We start from the raw sequence: 19,443 nt of genomic DNA on the forward strand, positions 1-19,443 counted from the left end.
ACGGCGCAGACGGCGGTGCGGATTCACGTCATATGGTGGAGATGTCCACCCTACGTCATGCCGCCCCGCGTCGCGTGAAAAACGCCCCGCGTCCTTGTAAAAGAGCGCCCCGCGCTCTTTTACTACTCCGCGCTGGCCGCCGGCACCAGGATGTCGCGGTTGCCGTTCGACTGCATCGGCGACACCACGCCGCTCTGCTCCATCTGCTCGAGCAGGCGCGCGGCGCGGTTGTAGCCAATGCGCAGGTGGCGCTGCACCAGCGAGATCGAGGCGCGCCGGTTCTTCAGCACCACCTGCACCGCCTGGTCGTACATAGCGTCTGACTCGCCGCCGCCCTCGCCGGCCGCCGCGGCTTCGCCGCCGGCGCCGCCTTCCTCGGCCACGCCGCCTTCGAGGATGCCTTCAATGTAATTCGGTTCGCCGGTCGCCTGCAGATGTTTTACAACTCGATGCACTTCGTCGTCCGAGACGAAGGCGCCGTGCACGCGTACCGGCAGGCCGGTGCCCGGCGGCATGTACAGCATGTCGCCCATGCCCAGCAGGGTCTCGGCGCCCATCTGGTCGAGAATCGTGCGCGAGTCGATCTTCGAGCTCACCTGGAAGGCGATGCGGGTTGGAATGTTCGCCTTGATCAGGCCGGTGATCACGTCCACCGACGGCCGCTGGGTCGCCAGGATCAGGTGGATGCCGGCGGCACGCGCCTTTTGCGCGATGCGCGCGATCAGTTCCTCGACCTTCTTGCCGACCACCATCATCAGGTCGGCCAGTTCGTCGATGATGATGACGATGGTCGGCAGTTTATCCAGCGGCTCGGGCGCGTCCGGTGTCAGCGAGAACGGGTTCGGGATATGCTCCTCGCGCTTGGCCGCATCGAGGATCTTGCCGTTGTAGCCGGCCAGGTTGCGCACGCCCAGCTTGGACATCAGCTTGTAGCGGCGCTCCATCTCGTTCACCGCCCAGTTCAGCGCGTGGCCGGCCTGGCGCATGTCGGTCACCACCGGCGCCAGCAGGTGCGGGATGCCCTCGTACACCGACATCTCCAGCATCTTCGGGTCGATCAGGATCAGGCGCACGTCGGCCGGATCGGCCTTGTACAGCAGCGACAGGATGGTGGCGTTGATGCCCACCGATTTACCGGAGCCGGTGGTGCCCGCCACCAGCAGGTGCGGCATCTTGGCCAGGTCGGCCACCACCGGCTTGCCGGCGATGTCCTTGCCCAGCGCCACGCTCAGGCTGGACACGCTGTCGGCATATACCTTGGAGCCGACGATCTCGCTCAGGCGCACGATCTGGCGCTTCGGGTTCGGCAATTCCAGCGCCATGTAGTTCTTGCCGGGGATGGTCTCGACCACGCGGATCGAGGTCAGCGACAGCGAACGCGCCAGGTCGCGCGCCAGGTTGACGATCTGGCTGCCCTTGACGCCGGTGGCCGGCTCGATCTCGTAGCGCGTGACCACCGGGCCCGGATAGGCGGCCATGACCTTGGCTTCCACGCCGAAGTCGGACAGCTTCTTCTCGATCAGGCGGCTGGTGTATTCGAGCGTCTCGACCGCCACGGTTTCCTGCACCGCCGGCGCTTCGTCCAGCAGCGACAGCGGCGGCAGCACCGAGTCGCCGTTGACGTCGAACAGGCCGGTCTGGCGTTCCTTGTCGGCGCGCTCGGCGCGCGGCACGCTGGTCATCGGCGGCTCGACGCGGATCGGCGGCGGCGTCAATGCGCTCGACAACTGCGCGCTGGACAGCGGCGCCGCGGCGGCACGCGGCGCGGTTGCAGCAGTGGCCGTGGATGCGGCACTTGCGGCCACCGGTGCGGCGGCGTGCGTCACGTCGAAGATCGGCCCGGCCGGCACCTGCACCGGCGCGCTCGAAGCGTCGCCAGCGACGTCGTCGTCGAAGCCGCCGATGGTCGGCTCGGCGCGCGGCTCGGCCCGAGGCTCGGCGCGCGCCGCCGGACGCGGCTCGGTCTTTTCCTTGACCTTGGCGATGGCCTTGGCCAGCAGCCCCGGCCTGGGTTGCGTATCGACCTCGTCGAACAGGTCCTGCTCGTCGGGCGCGCCGGTCGGATCGGGCGCGGCGGCGGGCGCCGCGGCCGGCGCGGCGATGGCCGGCGCCGCCTTCCTGGACGGCTTGTCGCCCTTCTCGACCTGGCGCGCGCGCTCGTGCACCACGGTCTCGTCGCGCTGGTGCGCCGCCGCTTCCCCCTGGCGCCGGTCTTCGCGGTCTTCGGAGCGCAGGCGGAACCAGGCGAAGGTGTTCTCGACCGTCTCGCCGATGCGCTCGGCCACGGCCAGCCACGACACCTGGAAATACCAGGAAAAGCCCAGCCCGAACAGCAGCAACAGCAACAGCGTGGCGCCGGTGAAACCGAAGGCGACGTGGGTCGAGTGGCCGATCAGCTGGCCCAGCACGCCGCCGGCGGCGCGCGGCAATTCCACCTTGAGCGACCACATGCGCAGGTATTCGAGGCCGACGCTGCCGGCGATCATCATGAAGAACCCGACCCAGCGCAGCACCGTCTCGCCCTGGTGTTCCGGCTCCTGGATGATCACGGTTTCCTTCACGAAGCGGCTGTGCAGGCGCCGGTAACCCTTCCATACGGCGCGTGTAAAGCACATGCACAACCACCAGGCGGAAAAGCCGAAGATGAACAGCAGCAGGTCGGCCAGCCAGGCGCCGGCGCGCCCGCCCAGGTTGATCACGTGCGCCACCGCGCTCTCGTGCGACCAGCCCGGATCCGCCTTGTTATAGCTGAGCAGGATGAGGACGAAATACAACAACGCCACCGCGGTGGCGATCCAGCGCGCCTCCGACAGCAGCCGTACCAGGCGGTTCGGCAGGGGCTGCCGCGGCGGCCTGGGTTTATGGGTATAGGTCGAACCGGTCGACGATGGACTATTCTTGCTCATGCTGAATGAAACCGATGCTGCCGGGGCAAAGATCCCCTAAAGATGGTCATTGTAAGGGATATATTGCCAGGCAGGCCCATGATTCATGCTCGTATGCATCCTGGACTATAATCTCCGCTTCCACGCCCCTTGATTAGCATGCCGATGGCCCCATTCTCTCAGCCACCATTATTCGGCCATCATTATTCGGAAGAAGTCCTATGACCACTCGCAAACACGCCAAAGTCCTCATCCTCGGTTCCGGCCCCGCCGGCTACAGCGCCGCCGTCTATGCCGCGCGCGCCAACCTCCAACCGATGCTGGTGACCGGCGTCGAGCAAGGCGGCCAGCTGATGACCACGACCGACGTCGAGAACTGGCCGGGCGATCCGCTGGGCGTGCAGGGTCCGGAACTCATGCAGCGCCTGCTGCAGCATGCCGAGCGCTTCAATACCGAGATCGTGTTCGACCACATCCACACGACGTACTTGAACGAAAAGCCGATCCGCCTGGTCGGCGATTCGCACGAGTTCACCTGCGACGCCCTGATCATCGCCACCGGCGCCTCAGCCCAATACCTCGGCCTGCCGAGCGAGCAGGAATTCATGGGCCGCGGCGTGTCGGCCTGCGCCACCTGCGACGGCTTCTTCTACCGCAACCAGGAAGTGGCGGTGATCGGCGGCGGCAACACCGCGGTCGAGGAAGCGCTGTACCTGGCCAACATCGCCACCAAGGTGACCGTGATCCACCGCCGCGACAAGTTCCGCGCCGAGCCGATCCTGATCGACCGCCTGATGCACAAGGTCGAAGAAGGCAAGATCGTCTTGGAACTGAACCAGACCCTGGACGAGGTGCTGGGCGACCAGAGCGGCGTGACCGGCCTGCGCCTGAAATCGACCGCGGACGGCGGCGCCAAGGACGTCAAGGTGCACGGCTTGTTCGTGGCGATCGGCCACAAGCCGAACACCGCCATCTTCGAGGGCCAGTTGGACATGCATAACGGCTATATCAAGACCCGCAGCGGCACCGAGGGCATGGCCACCGCCACCAACGTGGCGGGCGTGTTCGCGGCCGGCGACGTGCAGGACCACATCTACCGCCAGGCGATCACGTCCTCGGGCACCGGTTGCATGGCCGCACTGGATGCCCAGCGCTACCTGGAAGCGCTCGAATAAGGCTGGGCGTCGCCATCCGTTGTGCGCGCCACACCATGCGCAACGGGTTGTCGATGCATTTAATTGTTCTGGAGTAAGATAGCGGCTGCGGCATCGATGGCGATCATCCTTGCCGCTGGCCGCATTGGAAACGCGCCCGCGTGCAAGCATGAAAAATTTTTCTGACCTGAAATCCTTTCGTGACCGGCTGCAGGAAGAGGAACGCCGGCGCGCCATCGAAAAGGCCGAGCGCGAGCGGCGCGAACGCATCGAACGCGAACAGGCGGTCGAGTTCCGCTCGGCGGTCCGGGACGTGACCAAAATGCCGGAATCGGACCGCTACGTCTGGCGGCCGATGCAGGAAGCAGAACTGCGCGGCCAGCCGCTGCCGGCGCGCCCGCGCACCTACGAGGAGGAAATCGCGGCGGTGCTGGCCGAGTCGATGCTGTCGGACGGCTTCGATGTCGACGGCCTGCTCGACGAGGACCCGACGCTGAGCTGGTCGGCGCCGGGCGTGGGTCCGGACGTGGTCAAGAAGTTGCGAAAACGCAACTGGCCGGTCGAGGACGAACTCGACCTGCACGGCCTGACGCGCGACCTCGCGCGCAGCCAGGTCGATGCCTGGCTGAAGCGCGCCAGCAAGCGCGGCATCCGCTGCGTGCGCATCATCCACGGCGTCGGTTACGGCTCCGCCGGGGGCGAGCCGGTGCTGCGTGGCATGGTGCACAGCTGGCTGGTGCAGACCGCCGGGGTGGTCGCGTTCTGCGTGGCCGGACGGACCGACGGCGGACACGGTGCACTGATCGTATTGTTGCGTCCGGCACTAGAAGACTGAGAACTTCTTGCGAATTCTCAAGTAAATTAGTAATTTCCACTGAGCTTTACTGATATCGCTTATGGTGGAAACAGGGCAGGTTGAGTGTGAAACCTGTAAGATGCGTTGCACGCGGCGCCACGGTGGTTCCGCACGAGAAGGGATGATCCGATAGTGAAGTCCAGTATGCCAGAATCGATGGTAGCGCCGCGGCAGGTCGACTTGCTCAACTGCGCCGACGAGCCGATCCATACGCCCGGTTCGATCCAGCCGCACGGCGCCCTGGTCTTCCTGGACGCGGACGGTGCGGTCGAAGGCTGGAGCGCGAACGCCGACGACAGGCTGGGCACCGCGCTCGCACTGGGCGTGCCGTTCACCGCAGCCGGCCTGCCGGACGACGTGGTCGACCTGGTGCGCGAGACCTTCGACGCCATGAGCGACGGCGAAGCCGCACCCGCGGTCGGCGCGGTGTCGATCGGCGGTGTCGACTACGACTCGGTGGTGCATGGGCACAAGGGCCGGGTGATCGTCGAATTCGAGGCGCGCGAGGAAACGCCCGACGCAGTGGCCCAGTTCGCCATCAAGGCGCATGCCTCGATCGAGCGCGTGCGCCGCCAGAAGAGCATCGACGGCCTGCTGCAGACCGCCGTGCGCCAGGTGCGCGACTTCACCGGCTTCGACCGCGTCATGGCCTACCGCTTCCGCGGCGACGACAGCGGCGACGTGGTGGCCGAGGCGCACCGCGAAGGCCTGGTGGCCTACCGCGGCCAGCGCTATCCGGCCAGCGACATCCCGGCCCAGGCGCGCCGCCTGTACGTGCTGAACACGCTGCGCATGATCGCCGACATGACCTACGACGCCGTGCCGATGCTGGGCGCACCGGGCGCGGCGCCGCTCGACATGAGCTTCGCGGTACTGCGCAGCACCTCGCCGATCCACGTCGAGTACCTGCGCAACATGGGCGTGGCGGCCTCGATGAGCGTGTCGATCGTCATCCACGGGCGCCTGTGGGGCCTGATCGCCTGCCACCACATGGCGCCCAAGCGCGTGCCCTACTCGGTGCGCATGGCGGCCGACGTGCTGGCCCAGGTGATCGCCTCGACCGTGCAGAGCATCGAAGCGAATTTCGAGGCCGGCCTGGCGCAGCGCGCCGCCGAGGTGCGCACCCACCTGGTCGAATCCCAGCTGCTGGAAGAAGACCCGCTGGAAGCGCTGGTCAAGCACGGCCAGGAACTGATGGCCTCGACCCGTTCGCAGGCGATGATCGCGACCCAGTTCGGGCGCACGGTCTGCCTCGGCCTGGAGCAGGAGGACGGCGAACGCGTGGTCGCCTCGCTGCCGGAGCACGTGCACGACCTGCTGCTGCGCGAAGGCATGCAGGATTGGCCGGAAAATGTGCGCCCGCACCTGGGCAAGTGGGCCGGCCTGCTGGGCATGCCGTTCGACCCGCCCAGCGGCGGCTGGTGCCTGCTGCTGCGCACCGAGCAGATCGAGCACGTGGTCTGGGGCGGCAAGCCGGGTAAGATCGAGACCGTCGGCCCGCTCGGCGTGCGCCTGACGCCGCGTGGCTCGTTCGAAGCCTGGCACGAGACCGTGCGCGGGCGCGCCCATCCGTGGGAAGAAGCGATCCTGACCCATGCGCGCATGACGCTGGGCGAACTGATGCGCGTGTCGAACGCGCGCCGCGCCCAGACCGAGGCCACCCGCTCGCAGCTGCTGGCGATGCTCGGCCACGACCTGCGCGACCCGCTGCATTCGATCAACATGGCCGGCATGGTGCTGGAGAAGACCGCCGCCAGCGACACCAAGGGCACGCTCGGCAAGCGCATCCAGTCGTCCAGCAGCCGCATGCAGCGCATGATCAGCCAGGTGCTCGACATGAGCCGCATCGACCGCGGCCTGGCGCTGGGCGTGGCGCTGGCGCCGGTCGACCTGGCCGCGCTGGTCGAGGACATGGTCGAGGAGGCGCGCCTGGCCTACCCCACCATCGTCTACGAGCTGCACACGATCGGCCCGGCCTTCGTGCTGGGCGACGACAGCCGCCTGGGCCAGGTGTTGTCCAACCTGCTGAGCAATGCGCGCCACCACGGCGAGCCGAACCAGCCGATCGGCGTGCGCCTGAAGCTCGAGGCGCATCACGCGGTGGTGAGCGTGTCGAACCACGGCGCGCCGATCCCGGCCGAGGCCGAGGCCACGCTGTTCAACCCGTACAAGCGCAGCTCGCTGAACAACGCGCGCAACCGCACCGGCATGGGCCTGGGGCTGTACATCGCCCAGCAGATCGTGCGCGAGCACGAGGGCGAGATCGGCTACCGCCACGAGGACGGCTGCGTGGTATTCACCGTGCGCCTGCCGCTGGCGCCGCGCCAGGCCGCCCAGCCCTGATACGCCGGTCGCGGCGCCTGCCGATGCGGCGCCGCGCCGCGGATACGACGGTGCGGCAGCGCGTCCGTACATCCACCCGTCCGGCATGGTAGGCTTGCAGGGTCGCAACAAAAACGGCTCTGCATGCATCTCATCACCTTCATCGAAATCGTGGCGATCCTGGTGGGCGCCTTTTCCGGCTTCATCGAGGCGCGCCGCAAGCGCATGGACGTGGTCGGCGTGTTCACCGTCGCCTTCATCGCCGCATTCGGCGGCGGCACCCTGCGCGACATCCTGCTCGACCGCCGCCCGCTGTTCTGGGTGACGCACCAGGAATACGCGATCCTGATCTTCGTGCTGGCGCTGGTCGCGTCCCCCTTGATCCGCACGCTGCGCCACCGCGTCTCGGAACGCATGATCGTGATCGCCGACGCGGTCGGCCTGGGCCTGTTCTCGGTGGCCGGCGTGTCCTCGGCGCTGGAAGCGCACATGCCGCTGTTCATCGCCTCGATGATGGGCGTCATCACCGGCATCTTCGGCGGCGTGTTGCGCGACATCGTCTGCAACGAGGTGCCGATGGTGTTCCGCGACGGCAAACCGTATGCGATCTGCGCATTCATCGGCAACTGGATTTTCCTGCTGATGGGGCTGTACGGCGTGGAGCACGACTTCGCGCTGTGGTCCAGCGCGCTGTTCATCAGCGGCTTGCGGCTGATCTGCTGGAAGTTCGATATGACGCTGGGGCGGTGATGTTCGCGGATAGTGAATCCTGGATGCCGCACCCTGCACCGTCGTCCCCGCGCAGGCGGGGGCCCATAGTGAGCTATTGAAATCGCAGAACTGGAAATACTGTAGCGTCGTTGAGTGCGGTAACTTTGCAAGCTCAGCATGGGTCCCCGCCTGCGCGCACTACTGTCCAAGATAGTATTGCTGGCCTAAAAACCGTCGTCCCCGCGAAGGCGGGGACCCATGCTGAGTACCAAAAATTAGGATTTTTGAAGCATTATGGTTGCTTTTAAGTACCAAATTCTCTTGCTCAGTATGGAGTGGATAATGCCAGTGGCATTATCCCCGCCTTTGCGGGGACGACGAGTTGTTGGCTAATAATGATTTTTACATTACTGCTAGCAACAAAACCCGCTCAATGCAGAGATAACGCTTATCTTGGACAGTAGTGCGCCTGCGCGGGGACGACGGTTCAACTGGCATGGCCGCCTGACACCGACTTGCCACCCCACGCTCTGTCACACCGCATCCGGCCCCGTCTCGCCGGTACGGATCCGGATCACCTGCTCCACTTCCTGCACGAAGATCTTGCCGTCGCCGATCTTGCCGGTGCGCGCCGCCTTGATGATGGCGTCGACCACCTGCTCGGTCATCGCATCGTCGACCACCACCTCGATCTTCACCTTGGGCAGGAAATCGACCACGTACTCGGCGCCGCGGTACAGTTCGGTATGGCCCTTCTGGCGGCCGAAGCCCTTCACCTCGGTCACGGTCAGGCCGGTGACGTTCACCTCGGCCAGCGCTTCGCGCACCTCGTCCAGCTTGAACGGTTTGATCACGCACGTAATTTGCTTCATTTGCTGCTCCTTTCAGGTTCTTGGGAATCAGATTCAGGCGCACTTGCCGGCGCGATGGCATCGTCCGGGATGCGCGCCAGCGCATCCATCCACACCACGGCTTCGGCATCGCTTGGGGCGCGCCAGTCGCCGCGCGGCGACAGCGAGCCGCCGTTGCCGACTTTCGGGCCGTTGGGCACGCACGAGCGCTTGAACTGGCTGGTCTTGAAGAAGCGCCACAGGAAGATGCCGAGGTTCTTCTTGATCGCCGCCAGGTCGTACTGGTTGCGCGCCGGGCTGCCGCCTTCCGGCCATGGACCCTGGGCGCGGTCGTGCCAGGCGCTCCACGAGAGGAAGGCGACCTTGGCCGGCGAAAAACCGTAGCGCAGTGTGTAGTACAGGTTGAAATCCTGCAGCTCGTAGGGACCGATGAAATCCTCGGTGACCTGGGCCGGCTTGCCGGCCGCCGCCTCGCCGGCATCCGTTCCGGTGCCGGTCTTGCCCGGCACCAGCTCCGGGCTGATCTCGGTTTCCAGCACGCGTTTCAGCACTTCGGCGCCGCGGTCGTCCAGCCTGGCGCCGGCCGGGCCTTCCGGCAGCGCGCGCGCCGGGCCGCGCAATTGTCCCGTGTCCGCCACCCAGCGCACCAGGTGCGAGATCAGCGTCTTGGGCACGCTGGCGTTGACGTTATAGTGCGACATGTGGTCGCCCACGCCGTAGGTGCACCAGCCCAGCGCCAGCTCGGACAGGTCGCCGGTGCCGATCACGATCGCGTGGTGGTGGTTCGCCAGCCGGAACAGGTGGCTGGTGCGCTCGCCGGCCTGCACGTTCTCGAAGGTGACGTCGTATTCTTCCTTGCCCTCGGCGTACGGGTGGCCCAGGTCCTTCAGCATCTGGAGGCAGCTGGGACGGATATCGATTTCCGCCGCCGTGGCGCCGACCACCTCCATCAATTCGCGCGCCTGGCGCAGCGTGCGCTCGCTGGTGGCGAAGCCGGGCATGGTGTAGGCCAGGATGTTCGCGCGCGGCAGGTTCAGGCGGTCCATCGCCTTGGCGCACACCAGCAGCGCATGGGTCGAATCCAGCCCGCCGGAGACGCCGATCACCACCTTCTGGTGGCCGGACGCCTGCAGGCGCTGCACCAGCGCCTGCACCTGGATGTTGTAGACCTCGGTGCAGCGCTCGTCGCGGCGGCGGCCGTCGGCCGGCACGTACGGGAAGCGCTCGACGAGGCGCCGCAGCGGCAGGTCGCGTGCCAGCGGCAGGGCCAGGGAACAGCGCTGCAGGCGGAATTTCGCCACCTCGCCGGCATGGCGGCGCACCGATTGGGCGAAGGTGGTCGTGTGGATGCGCTCGGTGGACAGGCGCTCCAGGTCGACGTCGGCGTAGATGATGTGCGAATCGTCGCGGAAGCGCTGCGACTCGGCCAGCATGTCGCCCTTTTCGTAGATCAGCGACTGGCCGTCCCAGGCCATGTCGGTGGTCGATTCGCCCAGGCCGGCCGAGGTGTACAGGTAGGCCGCCAGGCAGCGCGCCGACTGCTGGCCGACCAGCTGGTGGCGGTAGCCGCTCTTGCCCACCACCACGTTCGACGCCGACAAATTGACCAGCACCGTGGCCCCGGCCAGCGCCGCGAACGAGGACGGCGGCACCGGCACCCACACGTCCTCGCAGATCTCGACGTGGAAGCGCAGCAGCGGCAGCGCTTCGATCTCGAACAGCTGTTCCGGCCCGAACGGCACGGCCTGGCCGAGCAGCTCGACGCGCTCGACCGCGGTGTTCTCGGACGGATTGAACTGCCGCATTTCATAAAATTCGCCATAATTGGGCAGGAAGCTCTTCGGCACCACGCCCAGGATGCGCCCGCCCGCGAGCACCACCGCGCAGTTGAACAACGTGTGGTTGACGCGCAGCGGCATGCCGACGACCAGCGCCAGCGGCAGTTCGATCGAGGCCTCGACGACGTCTGCCAGCGCCGCCAGGCAGGCGTCCAGCAGCGCGCGCTGGTGGAACAGGTCGTCGCAGGTGTAGGCCGACAGCCCGAGTTCGGGAAAGGCGGCCAGCACCGCGCCCTGCTCTGCCGCCTGGCGCGCCAGCTTGATGGTTTCCTGGGCGTTGAAGGCCGGATCGGCGACGCGGCAACGCGGGCTGGCCACGGCCACGCGCGCGAAATCGTGTGAATAGAGGTTGAAGAATCGCTTGTCCATGTTCATCTTTCTATATTCGTCGCTGGTTGCTTCACCGCTGGCTCTTGTTGCCTTGATATGGAAGTCATCTTGAATTATCGCACGCATATCGCTTCATCCCTGTCCGAAATCGGCCAGGCCGCCTGGGACGGCTTGGTCGCCGTCCAGGCACAGCCGAATCCCTTCCTCTCGTATGCCTTCCTGCACGCGCTGCACGAATCCGGCAGCGCCGCCCCCGAGACCGGCTGGCAGCCGCAATTCATCGTGCTGTACGAACCGGCGCAAGGCGCAACGGCCGATGGCGCTGCGCCGGAACGCCTGGCGGCCGCCCTGCCCCTGTACGTCAAGGACCATTCGTACGGCGAGTACGTGTTCGACTGGGCCTGGGCCGACGCCTACCGGCGCAACGGGCTGGACTACTATCCGAAGCTGCTGTCGGCGATCCCGTTCACGCCGGTGTCCGGTGCGCGCCTGCTGGCGCGCGACGCCGCGGCGCGCGCCGCCCTGGTCGAGGTGCTGTGCGCGACCCAGGGCGCGACCGAGGTGTCGTCGACCCACGTGCTGTTCCCGCCCGAGGACCAGGCGCGCCAGCTGCAGGAGGCCGGCTTCCTGCTGCGCAGTGGGGTCCAGTTCCACTGGGAGAACCGGGACTACGCCGACTTTGACGCCTTCCTGGCCACGCTGGAACAGAAGAAGCGCAAGAACATCCGCGCCGAGCGCCGCAAGGTCAAGGAGGCCGGCGTCACGCTGCGGCGCGTGCGCGGGCGCGACGCCACCGACGAAGACTGGCGCTTCTTCACGCGCTGCTACCGCCACACCTATGCCGAGCATCATTCGACGCCCTACCTGAACCTGGACTTCTTCCGCCGCATCGGCCGCGGCATGCCGGACAAGCTGCTGCTGGTGATCGCCGAGCGCGAAGGCTCCCCGATCGCCGCCTCGCTGGTGGTGCACGATGCGGACACGCTGTACGGCCGCTACTGGGGCGCGCTGGAACACGTGGCCTGCCTGCACTTCGAGACCGCCTACTACCAGCCGCTCGAGTTCTGCATCGAGCAGGGCATCCGGGTATTCGAGGGCGGCGCCCAGGGCGAGCACAAGATGGCGCGCGGCTTCCTGCCGACCCGCACCTGGTCGGCGCACTGGCTGGCGCACCCCGCCTTCGCCGACGCGGTCGAGCGCTTCCTGGCGCAGGAAGCGGGCGGCATCGACGGCTACATCGACGAGCTCAGGGACCGCACGCCGTTCCGCGGCGCCTGAACCCGCCGGCTACACGTTCAACGCCGCGATCGCCGTCCGCACTTCCGAACCCGGCAACACGTAGCGCGCGTATTCGACGCCGCGGTTCGGCGGCAGCTCCATGTCGCGTTCGAACCCGATCGCCAGGTACAGGCGCAGCGCCGACGCCATGATCGGGCTGGTATGCAGGCCGACCACCGGCGCGCGCGCGTCCAGCGCACACTGCAGGCAGGCCGCCACCAGGCGCCGGCCGACGCCGCGCCCGCGCCAGGCCGGGTCCACCACCAGCATGCGGATCACCGACCAGCCGTTCGGGTACATGGCGCCGCGCGGCTTGCCCGGCCCCACATGCACGACCGCACCCACCAGCGCGCCGCCACTTTCGGCCACCAGCAAATCGGCGTCCAGGGCCAGGTCGGCCATGCGCTTGATGCCGGCGCTGAAACCGGCCCAGTCGTCGTAGTCCCGGGCGTACTGCGCGAACGCGGCCAGCGCCACGCGGTTGACGCCGTCCCGGTCGTCCGGCCGGTAATGGCGGATCGTGATCTCCATGCGCGCCTTGTCCTCATGCCTTGCGTCGAATGTCGCCATGGTGCCACCACAGGGTCGGGTTGTTGTCGGCCAGGTGGCGCAGCAGGTCCCACACCAGCTTCACCCGGCGCAGCCGGTACAGGTCGGCCGGCGCCGCCAGCCAAAACGAGCGCTCGGCGTGGAAGCCCGGCAGTACCGGCACCAGGCGGCCGTCGTCCGGCACCGCGTACGGCGGCGCCATCATGAGACCCATCCCCAGCGCCGCCGCCTCGATCTGCGCCGCCATGCCGGAACAGCACAGGCGGCGCCGCGGCGTGAAACCGAGCTCATTCAGGTAGGACAGTTCGCGGCTGGCCAGGCGGTCCTGCACATAGTCGACGAAGTCGTGGCGCTCGAGGTCGGCCTGGGCCAGGATCGGCGCATGCGTGGCCAGGTAGTCCGGCGCCGCGTACAGGTAGAAGCGGAACGCCGCCAGCCGCGTGACCATGTAGCGTCCGGTCGAGGGCGGGTCCAGCATCACCCCGAGGTCGGCCTCGCGGTTGGCCAGGTTGGCGAAGCGCGGCAGCGCCAGCAGGTCGATCGACAGGTCGGGGTGGTCGGCGAACAACCTGGCCAGCAGCGCCACCACCACGCGCGTGCCGAACACTTCCGGCACGCCCAGGCGCACCACGCCGTGCGCCGCCACCTCGGCCCCGCCCAGCTGCTCGGCGGCGGCCAGCGCCGCGCCTTCCATCACCTCCGCGTGCGGCAGCAGCGCCTGCCCCATCTCGGTCAATTCGTAGCCTTCGCGCGAGCGGTCGAACAGCGTGCTGCCGAGCTGGTGCTCGAGACGGTCGATGCGGCGCGCCACGGTGGTGTGCTCGACGTCGAGCCGGCGCGAAGCGCCCGACAGCGTGCCGGCGCGTGCCAATTCCAGGAAGAAACGCAGGTCGGTCCACTCCGGCAGGGTATTCATCGGCGGGCTGTTCCTTGTCAAGGTGACATATTGTGCGCTCGTGCACATTCTCGCTGCAACGTTTTCGGGCTCGGCCTTGCGCGCGCACCCCAACCTGGCGCAGCGCCTGCCGGACCCCGTTATTTTGCCGCACCGGCCCGGTGCAATTGGCTGTGCATTCATGCACACCCTGTGGGCGCGGTGATGTCTTTCCAGTCGATCCCAACCGAGGCACACTGCGGTGCGTGCGACCTGTAGCTCACGGCATGACACCACAAGACATTCAGGAGACAATGATGCGTGTTAGCAAGAAGTCGGATTCGCCCGTTCACCAATCGGCCAGGCGCAGGCTGCCAGGGAGCAGGCTGCTCGGGCGCTCGGCCGCCGCCCTGCTGGTGCTGACCGGCGCCGGCGCCGGCGTGGGTGTCCATGCACAGGAAGGCGGCGGCATCAGCAGCGCCGTCGCCGCGCCCGAGGGCAATATCGAGAAGGTGGTCGTCACCGCGCGCCGGCGCCAGGAAACGCTGCAGGACGTGCCGGTCTCGGTCACCGCCTTCACCGCCGACCAGCTGTCCAAGCAAGGCATCCCGGACGTGGTGGCGCTCACCACCACGCTGCCGAATACCACCCTGAAGGCGTCGCGCGCCACCAACTCGACATTGACCGCCTTCATCCGCGGCGTCGGTCAGGCCGACCCGCTGGCCGGCTTCGAGTCCGGCGTCGGCATTTACCTGGACGACATCTACCTGGCGCGCCCGCAGGGCGCCGTGGCCGACATCTACGACGTCGAGCGCATCGAGGTGCTGCGCGGCCCGCAAGGCACGCTGTACGGACGCAACACCATCGGCGGCGCGGTCAAGTACGTGACCCGCAAGCTGGCGCCGCAGACCGACATCCGCCTGAAAGGCACGCTCGGCAACTACAAGGAACGCGACGGCGTGCTCACCGCCAGCACGCCGGTGAACGAGCAGCTGCGCATCGGCGGCACGGTCGCCCGCTTCAAGCACGACGGCTATGGCCGCAACCTGTTCACCGGCGCGCCCAACTACGACAAGGACCTGACGGCGGGCCGCCTGTCGGCCGAATGGCAGGCCACGCCCGACCTGTGGGTGCGCGTGGCCGGCGACATCACCCAGGACGACTCGCATCCGAAGAACGGTCACCGCCTGATCGTCGGCCGCACGGGCGGCGCACCGATCCTGTCCAACGTCTACGACACGCAAGCCGACCTGGCCAGGGCGCTCGGGCACGAACAGGAAGTGCGCCAGCACGGCGTGTCCGCCACGGTCGAATGGACCGTGAATCCGGAGCTGACCTTCAAGTCGATCACCGCGCAGCGCCAGGACAAGTCGTATGCGCCGATCGACTTCGATTCGCTGCCGGTGGTCGACTTCGAGGTGCCGGCCCTGTACACCAACCGCCAGTTCAGCCAGGAATTCAACCTGACCTATACCGGTCCCAAGATCCAGGGTACGGCCGGGGTCTACTACATCGACGCCAACGCCTACAACAAGTTCGACACCATCCTGGCCGGCGCCGTGCCGACCAGCACCTTTACCAGCGGCGACGTCGACACCCGCGCCTGGGCCGTGTATGCCGACGGCAGCTACAACCTCACCGACGTCCTGCAGCTGTCGCTGGGCGGACGCTACACCGTCGACAAGCGCGAGGCCGACGTCTACCGCCAGATCTATCTGGGCCTGAACGGCACGCCCGAGATGGGCAACCCGGGCGCAATCCTGTTCCGCACCGACACCGACCTGCGCAATGGCCAGTTGCAGCGCGAAGACAAGAAGTTCACGCCGCGCATCGCCCTGAACTGGAAGGCCACGCCGGACCAGAACGTCTATGCCTCGTACGCCAAGGGCTTCAAGGGCGGCGGCTTCGACCCGCGCCTGAACGTGGTCGGCACCCGCATCACGCTGGCCCAGGCGCGCGCCGGCTACAGCCCGGAAACCATCGGTACCTACGAGCTGGGCCTGAAGTCCTCGTTCAACGGCGGGCTCGTCACCACCAACACCGCCCTGTTCTACAGCGACTACAAGGACGTGCAGATTCCGGGTTCGGTGGCGATCGACACCAACGGCGACGGCCGCGACGACAGCTTCGCCGGCCTGACCACGAATGCCGGCAAGGCCACCATCAAGGGTGTCGAATTCGAGGCGGTGGCCCATCTCACCAGGAACTTCAGCCTGTCCGGCATGGTCAGCTACATCGACGCCAAGTACGACGAATACATCGTGGCCGGCGTCAACGTGGCCAACCAGCGCGTGTTCCAGAACACGCCGCGCAACGCGGCCAACCTGCGCGCCACCTACGATGTGGCGCTGCCGCTGGGCGGCGTCGATGGCAGCCTGACGCTGATCGGCGCGGCATCCTACCGCGGCGCCACCAACCAGTTCGAGACCGTGTCGATCCTGGACCAGGCGTCGTACAAGCTATATGACGCCAGCGTGATCTGGACCCGCAAGGACGGCAAGATCCGCGCCGGCCTGCACGGCAAGAACCTGTCGGACAAGCACTACAAGACCGCCGGCTACCTGTTCCCGACGCTGGGCAACGAAGGCACGCTGACGGCGTTCTACGGTGCGCCGCGCACGGTGCAGGCAACGGTCGAGTACCGCTTCTGAGCGCCGCGTCCACACCCCGCGCCATGGCGGCCGCCGTGCAGCCGCCCGGCGCCGCCGACGTCCCCGGCGCCCCTGGATGCCGGCGCAAGGATTCACCCCAACGATTCGAACCACAGGACCTGCCGAGCGTGCCTCACTTCACACCGATCCATTACAGCAGCGAAGACGGCCTGACGCTGTATGCGCGGGATTATGCGCCGGTCGACACCGCGGCGGTCGATACCGCGGCGGTCGACACCGCGGCGGTCGACACCGCGGCGGCCGGCGCATCGATGGCAGGCACGCCGGCTGCCGCCTCGCCCGCGGCGCGCCTGCCCGTCATCTGCATCCACGGACTGACCCGCAATTGCGCCGACTTCGATGAATTCGCCCCCCTCGTCGCCGGCCTGGGCCGGCGCGTGCTGGCGCTCGACGTGCGCGGCCGCGGCCACTCGGCGCGCGACCCGAATCCGGACAACTACAACCCGCAGGTGTACGCCGCCGACGTCGAGCGCCTGATGGCCGGGCTCGGCATCGCGCGCGCCATCTTCGTCGGCACCTCGATGGGCGGCCTGATCACGATGACGCTGGCGACGCGCGACATCGGCCTGATCGCCGCCGCGGTGCTGAACGACATCGGCCCGGTGGTATCCGACAAGGGCCTGGCGCGCATCGCCGGCTATACCGGCAAGCCGGTGCGGCCGGCGTCGTGGGACGATGCCGCGCGCTACGTCAGCGACATCAACCGCTGCGCCTTTCCGCACAATCCGGATGCGGAATGGGACAAATGGGCGCGCCGCGCCTTCGAGCCGGATGCCGGCGGGCGCCTGGCGCCGCGCTACGACCCGCACATCGCCATCGCCCTGCAAAGCGGCAAGCTCAGGCCGACCTCGCTGCAGAGCCGGATGGCCTTCCGCCGGCTGGCGCGCGAACGGCCGCTGCTGCTGGTGCGCGGCGCACTGTCCGACCTGCTGGAAGCGCGGCAGGCCGAATGGATGCGGCGCGCGGCGCCGTCGATGCGCTACGTGGAGGTGCCGGACGTGGGCCACGCGCCGATGCTGACCGAGCCGGCCGCGCTGGCGGCGGTCACCGCGTTCCTGGCCGGCCTGCCCTGAGACTACGACAAGTATCGAAAAGGAGACGGAATGACACGCTTCAAACTCTTGCCGGCGATGCTGTCGGCCGCTTTTGCCGCCGGCATCGCGTATGGCGGCAATGCCGGCGCCGCGCCCGACCTGAAGATCGCCCTGATCGCCGGCAAGACCGGCATCCTGGAATCGTATGCGCGCGAGACCGAGACCGGTTTCATGATGGGCCTGGAATACCTGACCGGCGGCAAGATGGAAATCAACGGCCGCAAGATCAAGGTGATCGTCAAGGACGACCAGGGCAAGCCCGACCTCGGCCGCACCCTGCTGGCCGAAGCCTACGACGACAAGGTCGACATCGCGGTCGGCACGACCTCGTCCGGCTCGGCGCTGGCGATGCTGCCGGTGGCCAGGGAATACAGGAAGGTGCTGGTGGTCGAGCCGGCCGTGGCCGACGAGATCACCGGCGCCAGGTGGAACAGGTACGTGTTCCGCACCGCGCGCAATTCGATGCAGGACGCGCTGGCGGCGGCATCCACGCTCAAGAGCGGCAGCGTCGCCTTCCTGGCCCAGGACTATGCCTTCGGGCGCGACGCCGTCAAGGCCGGCAAGGAAGCGCTGGCGGCGACCGGCAGCAAGGCGAAAGTGGTGCACGAGGAATACGCGCCCGTCGCCGCCACCGACTTCACCGCACCGACCCAGCGCCTGTTCGACGCGCTCAAGGACAAGCCGCAGCCGCGCATCCTGGCCATCGCCTGGGCCGGACCGAACCCGATGAACAAGATCGCCGACATGAAGCCGGAACGCTTCGGCATCGCGCTGGCGCCGGGCGGCAACCTGCTGCCGGTGATGAAGACCTGGAAGGCGTATGCCGGTACCGAAGGCACGATCTATTACTACTATGGCTTCCCCAGGAACAAGATGAACGACTGGCTGGTCGCCGAGCACATGAAGCGCTTCAAGGCACCCCCCGACATGTTCACCGCGGGCGGCATGAGCGCGGCCGGCGCGGTGTTCGCGGCGCTGCAGAAGGTGCCGTCGGCCGACAGCGAGCAACTGGTGGCGGCGATGGAAGGCATGAGCTTCGAGAGCCCGAAAGGCACGCTGAGCTTCCGCCGCGAAGACCACCAGGCGCTGCAGCCGATGTACCATTTCCGCATCAGGAAGGAGCAGAAGAACGAGTGGGACCTGCTGGAACTGGTGCGCGAAATCCCGGCCGCGGAATTGCCGCTGCCGGTCAGGAACAAGCGCTGATGGCGCCCGACCAGCAAGCCGCCGCGCCGGCAGCCGCGCCGTCCACCGGGCCGGCGCCGGCGCTCGCGCCTGCGTTGGCGACCGAGGGCCTGACGGTGCGCTTCGGCGGCCACGTGGCGGTCGACGCGGTGACGGCGGCCTTCTATCCCGGTACCCTGACCGTCATCGTGGGACCGAACGGCGCCGGCAAGACCACCTATTTCAACCTGGTGTCCGGCCAGTTGGCGGCCAGCGCCGGACGGGTGTTCGTGAACGGCCGCGACGTTAGCCGGCTGGGCGCGGCCCGGCGCACCCGCCTCGGCATCGGCCGCGCGTTCCAGCTGACCAACCTGTTCCCGCACCTGAGCGTGCTGGAAAACGTGCGCCTGGCGGTGCAGAGCCGGGCCGGCATCGGCATGCACATGCTGTCGCTGTGCTCCAGCCACCGCGAGGTCATCGCGCGCGCCGAGCACTATCTCGAGCGCGTCGCCATGGCAGCCAAGCGCGATGCCTGGGTCGGCACGCTGTCGCACGGCGACCAGCGCAAGCTGGAGGTGGCGATCCTGCTGGCGCTGGAACCCGACATCCTGATGTTCGACGAGCCGACCGCCGGCATGAGCGTGGACGAAGTGCCGGTGGTGCTCGACCTGATCCACCAGGTCAAGGCGGCGCGCAACAGGACCGTGCTGCTGGTCGAGCACAAGATGGACGTGGTGCGCGCACTGGCCGACCGCATCGTGGTGCTGCACAACGGCGCCCTGGTGGCGGACGGCAAGCCGGCCGAGGTGATGCGATCGACCATCGTGCAGGAGGCCTATCTTGGCGCAACCGAACCCGCGTGAAG

At 67.4% G+C, this 19,443-nt stretch carries 14 protein-coding genes; 9 read left to right on the forward strand and 5 right to left on the reverse strand.

Annotation, left to right across the window (positions count from 1 at the left end; genetic code table 11):
* Positions 1-122: 122 nt before the first annotated feature.
* Entirely contained in the window at positions 123-2,906 is a 2,784-nt protein-coding gene (locus HH212_RS27550) for a DNA translocase FtsK (RefSeq protein ID WP_229217466.1), read from the reverse strand.
* A gap of 200 nt (positions 2,907-3,106) precedes the next feature.
* On the opposite strand from HH212_RS27550, the gene trxB reads away from it, so the two are divergent.
* The 4 genes from trxB (at position 3,107) to HH212_RS25610 (ending at position 7,967) form a co-directional block, all read left to right on the forward strand.
* The gene (trxB, locus tag HH212_RS25595) at positions 3,107-4,060 is read left to right on the forward strand and encodes a thioredoxin-disulfide reductase (protein ID WP_170205027.1); all 954 of its coding nucleotides are present in this window, start codon (positions 3,107-3,109) and stop codon (positions 4,058-4,060) included.
* Between the two features lie 148 nt (positions 4,061-4,208).
* On the forward strand, positions 4,209-4,874 hold the full coding sequence (locus HH212_RS25600) for a Smr/MutS family protein (RefSeq protein ID WP_170205028.1): 666 nt from the start codon (positions 4,209-4,211) through the stop codon (positions 4,872-4,874).
* Between the two features lie 165 nt (positions 4,875-5,039).
* Positions 5,040-7,238: an ATP-binding protein gene (locus tag HH212_RS25605; protein ID WP_229217467.1), complete on the forward strand. Its 2,199-nt coding sequence runs from the start codon at positions 5,040-5,042 to the stop codon at positions 7,236-7,238.
* Between the two features lie 123 nt (positions 7,239-7,361).
* On the forward strand, positions 7,362-7,967 hold the full coding sequence (locus HH212_RS25610) for a trimeric intracellular cation channel family protein (RefSeq protein ID WP_170205029.1): 606 nt from the start codon (positions 7,362-7,364) through the stop codon (positions 7,965-7,967).
* A 494-nt stretch (positions 7,968-8,461) separates the two neighbouring features.
* On the opposite strand, the gene HH212_RS25615 is transcribed toward HH212_RS25610, so the two are convergent.
* Together HH212_RS25615 and HH212_RS25620 are read right to left on the reverse strand one after the other, a co-directional pair.
* Positions 8,462-8,800 carry a P-II family nitrogen regulator gene (locus tag HH212_RS25615; protein WP_170205030.1) on the reverse strand — a complete coding sequence of 113 codons (339 nt, stop codon included), beginning with the start codon at positions 8,798-8,800 and terminating at the stop codon, positions 8,462-8,464.
* Entirely contained in the window at positions 8,797-10,986 is a 2,190-nt protein-coding gene (locus HH212_RS25620; protein ID WP_170205031.1) for an NAD(+) synthase, read from the reverse strand. Before HH212_RS25620 ends, HH212_RS25615 begins: the two co-directional genes overlap by 4 nt.
* A gap of 69 nt (positions 10,987-11,055) precedes the next feature.
* On the opposite strand from HH212_RS25620, the gene HH212_RS25625 reads away from it, so the two are divergent.
* Positions 11,056-12,225 carry a GNAT family N-acetyltransferase gene (locus HH212_RS25625; protein ID WP_370663898.1) on the forward strand — a complete coding sequence of 390 codons (1,170 nt, stop codon included), beginning with the start codon at positions 11,056-11,058 and terminating at the stop codon, positions 12,223-12,225.
* Between the two features lie 9 nt (positions 12,226-12,234).
* Here the strand turns inward: HH212_RS25625 and HH212_RS25630 are convergent, their stop codons facing one another.
* Both HH212_RS25630 and HH212_RS25635 read right to left on the reverse strand, forming a co-directional pair.
* A complete protein-coding gene (locus HH212_RS25630; protein ID WP_229217468.1) occupies positions 12,235-12,795 on the reverse strand; it encodes a GNAT family N-acetyltransferase in 561 nt (186 codons plus the stop codon).
* The gene (locus tag HH212_RS25635; protein ID WP_170205034.1) at positions 12,770-13,690 is read right to left on the reverse strand and encodes a LysR family transcriptional regulator; all 921 of its coding nucleotides are present in this window, start codon (positions 13,688-13,690) and stop codon (positions 12,770-12,772) included. Before HH212_RS25635 ends, HH212_RS25630 begins: the two co-directional genes overlap by 26 nt.
* 272 nt (positions 13,691-13,962) lie before the next feature.
* Here HH212_RS25635 and HH212_RS25640 point away from each other — a divergent pair, with 272 nt between their 5' ends.
* From HH212_RS25640 to HH212_RS25655, 4 genes are all read left to right on the forward strand, one after another.
* On the forward strand, positions 13,963-16,299 hold the full coding sequence (locus tag HH212_RS25640) for a TonB-dependent receptor (RefSeq protein WP_229217469.1): 2,337 nt from the start codon (positions 13,963-13,965) through the stop codon (positions 16,297-16,299).
* 128 nt (positions 16,300-16,427) lie between these two features.
* Positions 16,428-17,393, forward strand: a complete 966-nt coding sequence (locus tag HH212_RS25645; RefSeq protein WP_229217470.1) for an alpha/beta fold hydrolase — start codon at positions 16,428-16,430, stop codon at positions 17,391-17,393.
* 30 nt (positions 17,394-17,423) lie between these two features.
* Complete coding sequence (locus HH212_RS25650; protein WP_211172421.1) at positions 17,424-18,620, forward strand: substrate-binding domain-containing protein; 1,197 nt, start codon at positions 17,424-17,426, stop codon at positions 18,618-18,620.
* On the forward strand, positions 18,620-19,441 hold the full coding sequence (locus HH212_RS25655; RefSeq protein WP_170205036.1) for an ABC transporter ATP-binding protein: 822 nt from the start codon (positions 18,620-18,622) through the stop codon (positions 19,439-19,441). Before HH212_RS25650 ends, HH212_RS25655 begins: the two co-directional genes overlap by 1 nt.
* Positions 19,442-19,443: the final 2 nt, after the last annotated feature.

The sequence above is a fragment of the Massilia forsythiae genome (assembly GCF_012849555.1).
In the GTDB taxonomy this organism is placed as follows: domain Bacteria; phylum Pseudomonadota; class Gammaproteobacteria; order Burkholderiales; family Burkholderiaceae_D; genus Telluria; species Telluria forsythiae.

Coding starts and splice junctions, on each gene's coding strand:
- HH212_RS27550 (WP_229217466.1), bottom strand. CDS start 2,906: ATGAGCAAGAATAGTCCATCGTCGACCGGTTCGACCTATACCCATAAA.
- trxB (WP_170205027.1), top strand. CDS start 3,107: ATGACCACTCGCAAACACGCCAAAGTCCTCATCCTCGGTTCCGGCCCC.
- HH212_RS25600 (WP_170205028.1), top strand. CDS start 4,209: ATGAAAAATTTTTCTGACCTGAAATCCTTTCGTGACCGGCTGCAGGAA.
- HH212_RS25605 (WP_229217467.1), top strand. CDS start 5,040: ATGCCAGAATCGATGGTAGCGCCGCGGCAGGTCGACTTGCTCAACTGC.
- HH212_RS25610 (WP_170205029.1), top strand. CDS start 7,362: ATGCATCTCATCACCTTCATCGAAATCGTGGCGATCCTGGTGGGCGCC.
- HH212_RS25615 (WP_170205030.1), bottom strand. CDS start 8,800: ATGAAGCAAATTACGTGCGTGATCAAACCGTTCAAGCTGGACGAGGTG.
- HH212_RS25620 (WP_170205031.1), bottom strand. CDS start 10,986: ATGGACAAGCGATTCTTCAACCTCTATTCACACGATTTCGCGCGCGTG.
- HH212_RS25630 (WP_229217468.1), bottom strand. CDS start 12,795: ATGGCGACATTCGACGCAAGGCATGAGGACAAGGCGCGCATGGAGATC.
- HH212_RS25635 (WP_170205034.1), bottom strand. CDS start 13,690: ATGAATACCCTGCCGGAGTGGACCGACCTGCGTTTCTTCCTGGAATTG.
- HH212_RS25640 (WP_229217469.1), top strand. CDS start 13,963: ATGATGCGTGTTAGCAAGAAGTCGGATTCGCCCGTTCACCAATCGGCC.
- HH212_RS25650 (WP_211172421.1), top strand. CDS start 17,424: ATGACACGCTTCAAACTCTTGCCGGCGATGCTGTCGGCCGCTTTTGCC.
- HH212_RS25655 (WP_170205036.1), top strand. CDS start 18,620: ATGGCGCCCGACCAGCAAGCCGCCGCGCCGGCAGCCGCGCCGTCCACC.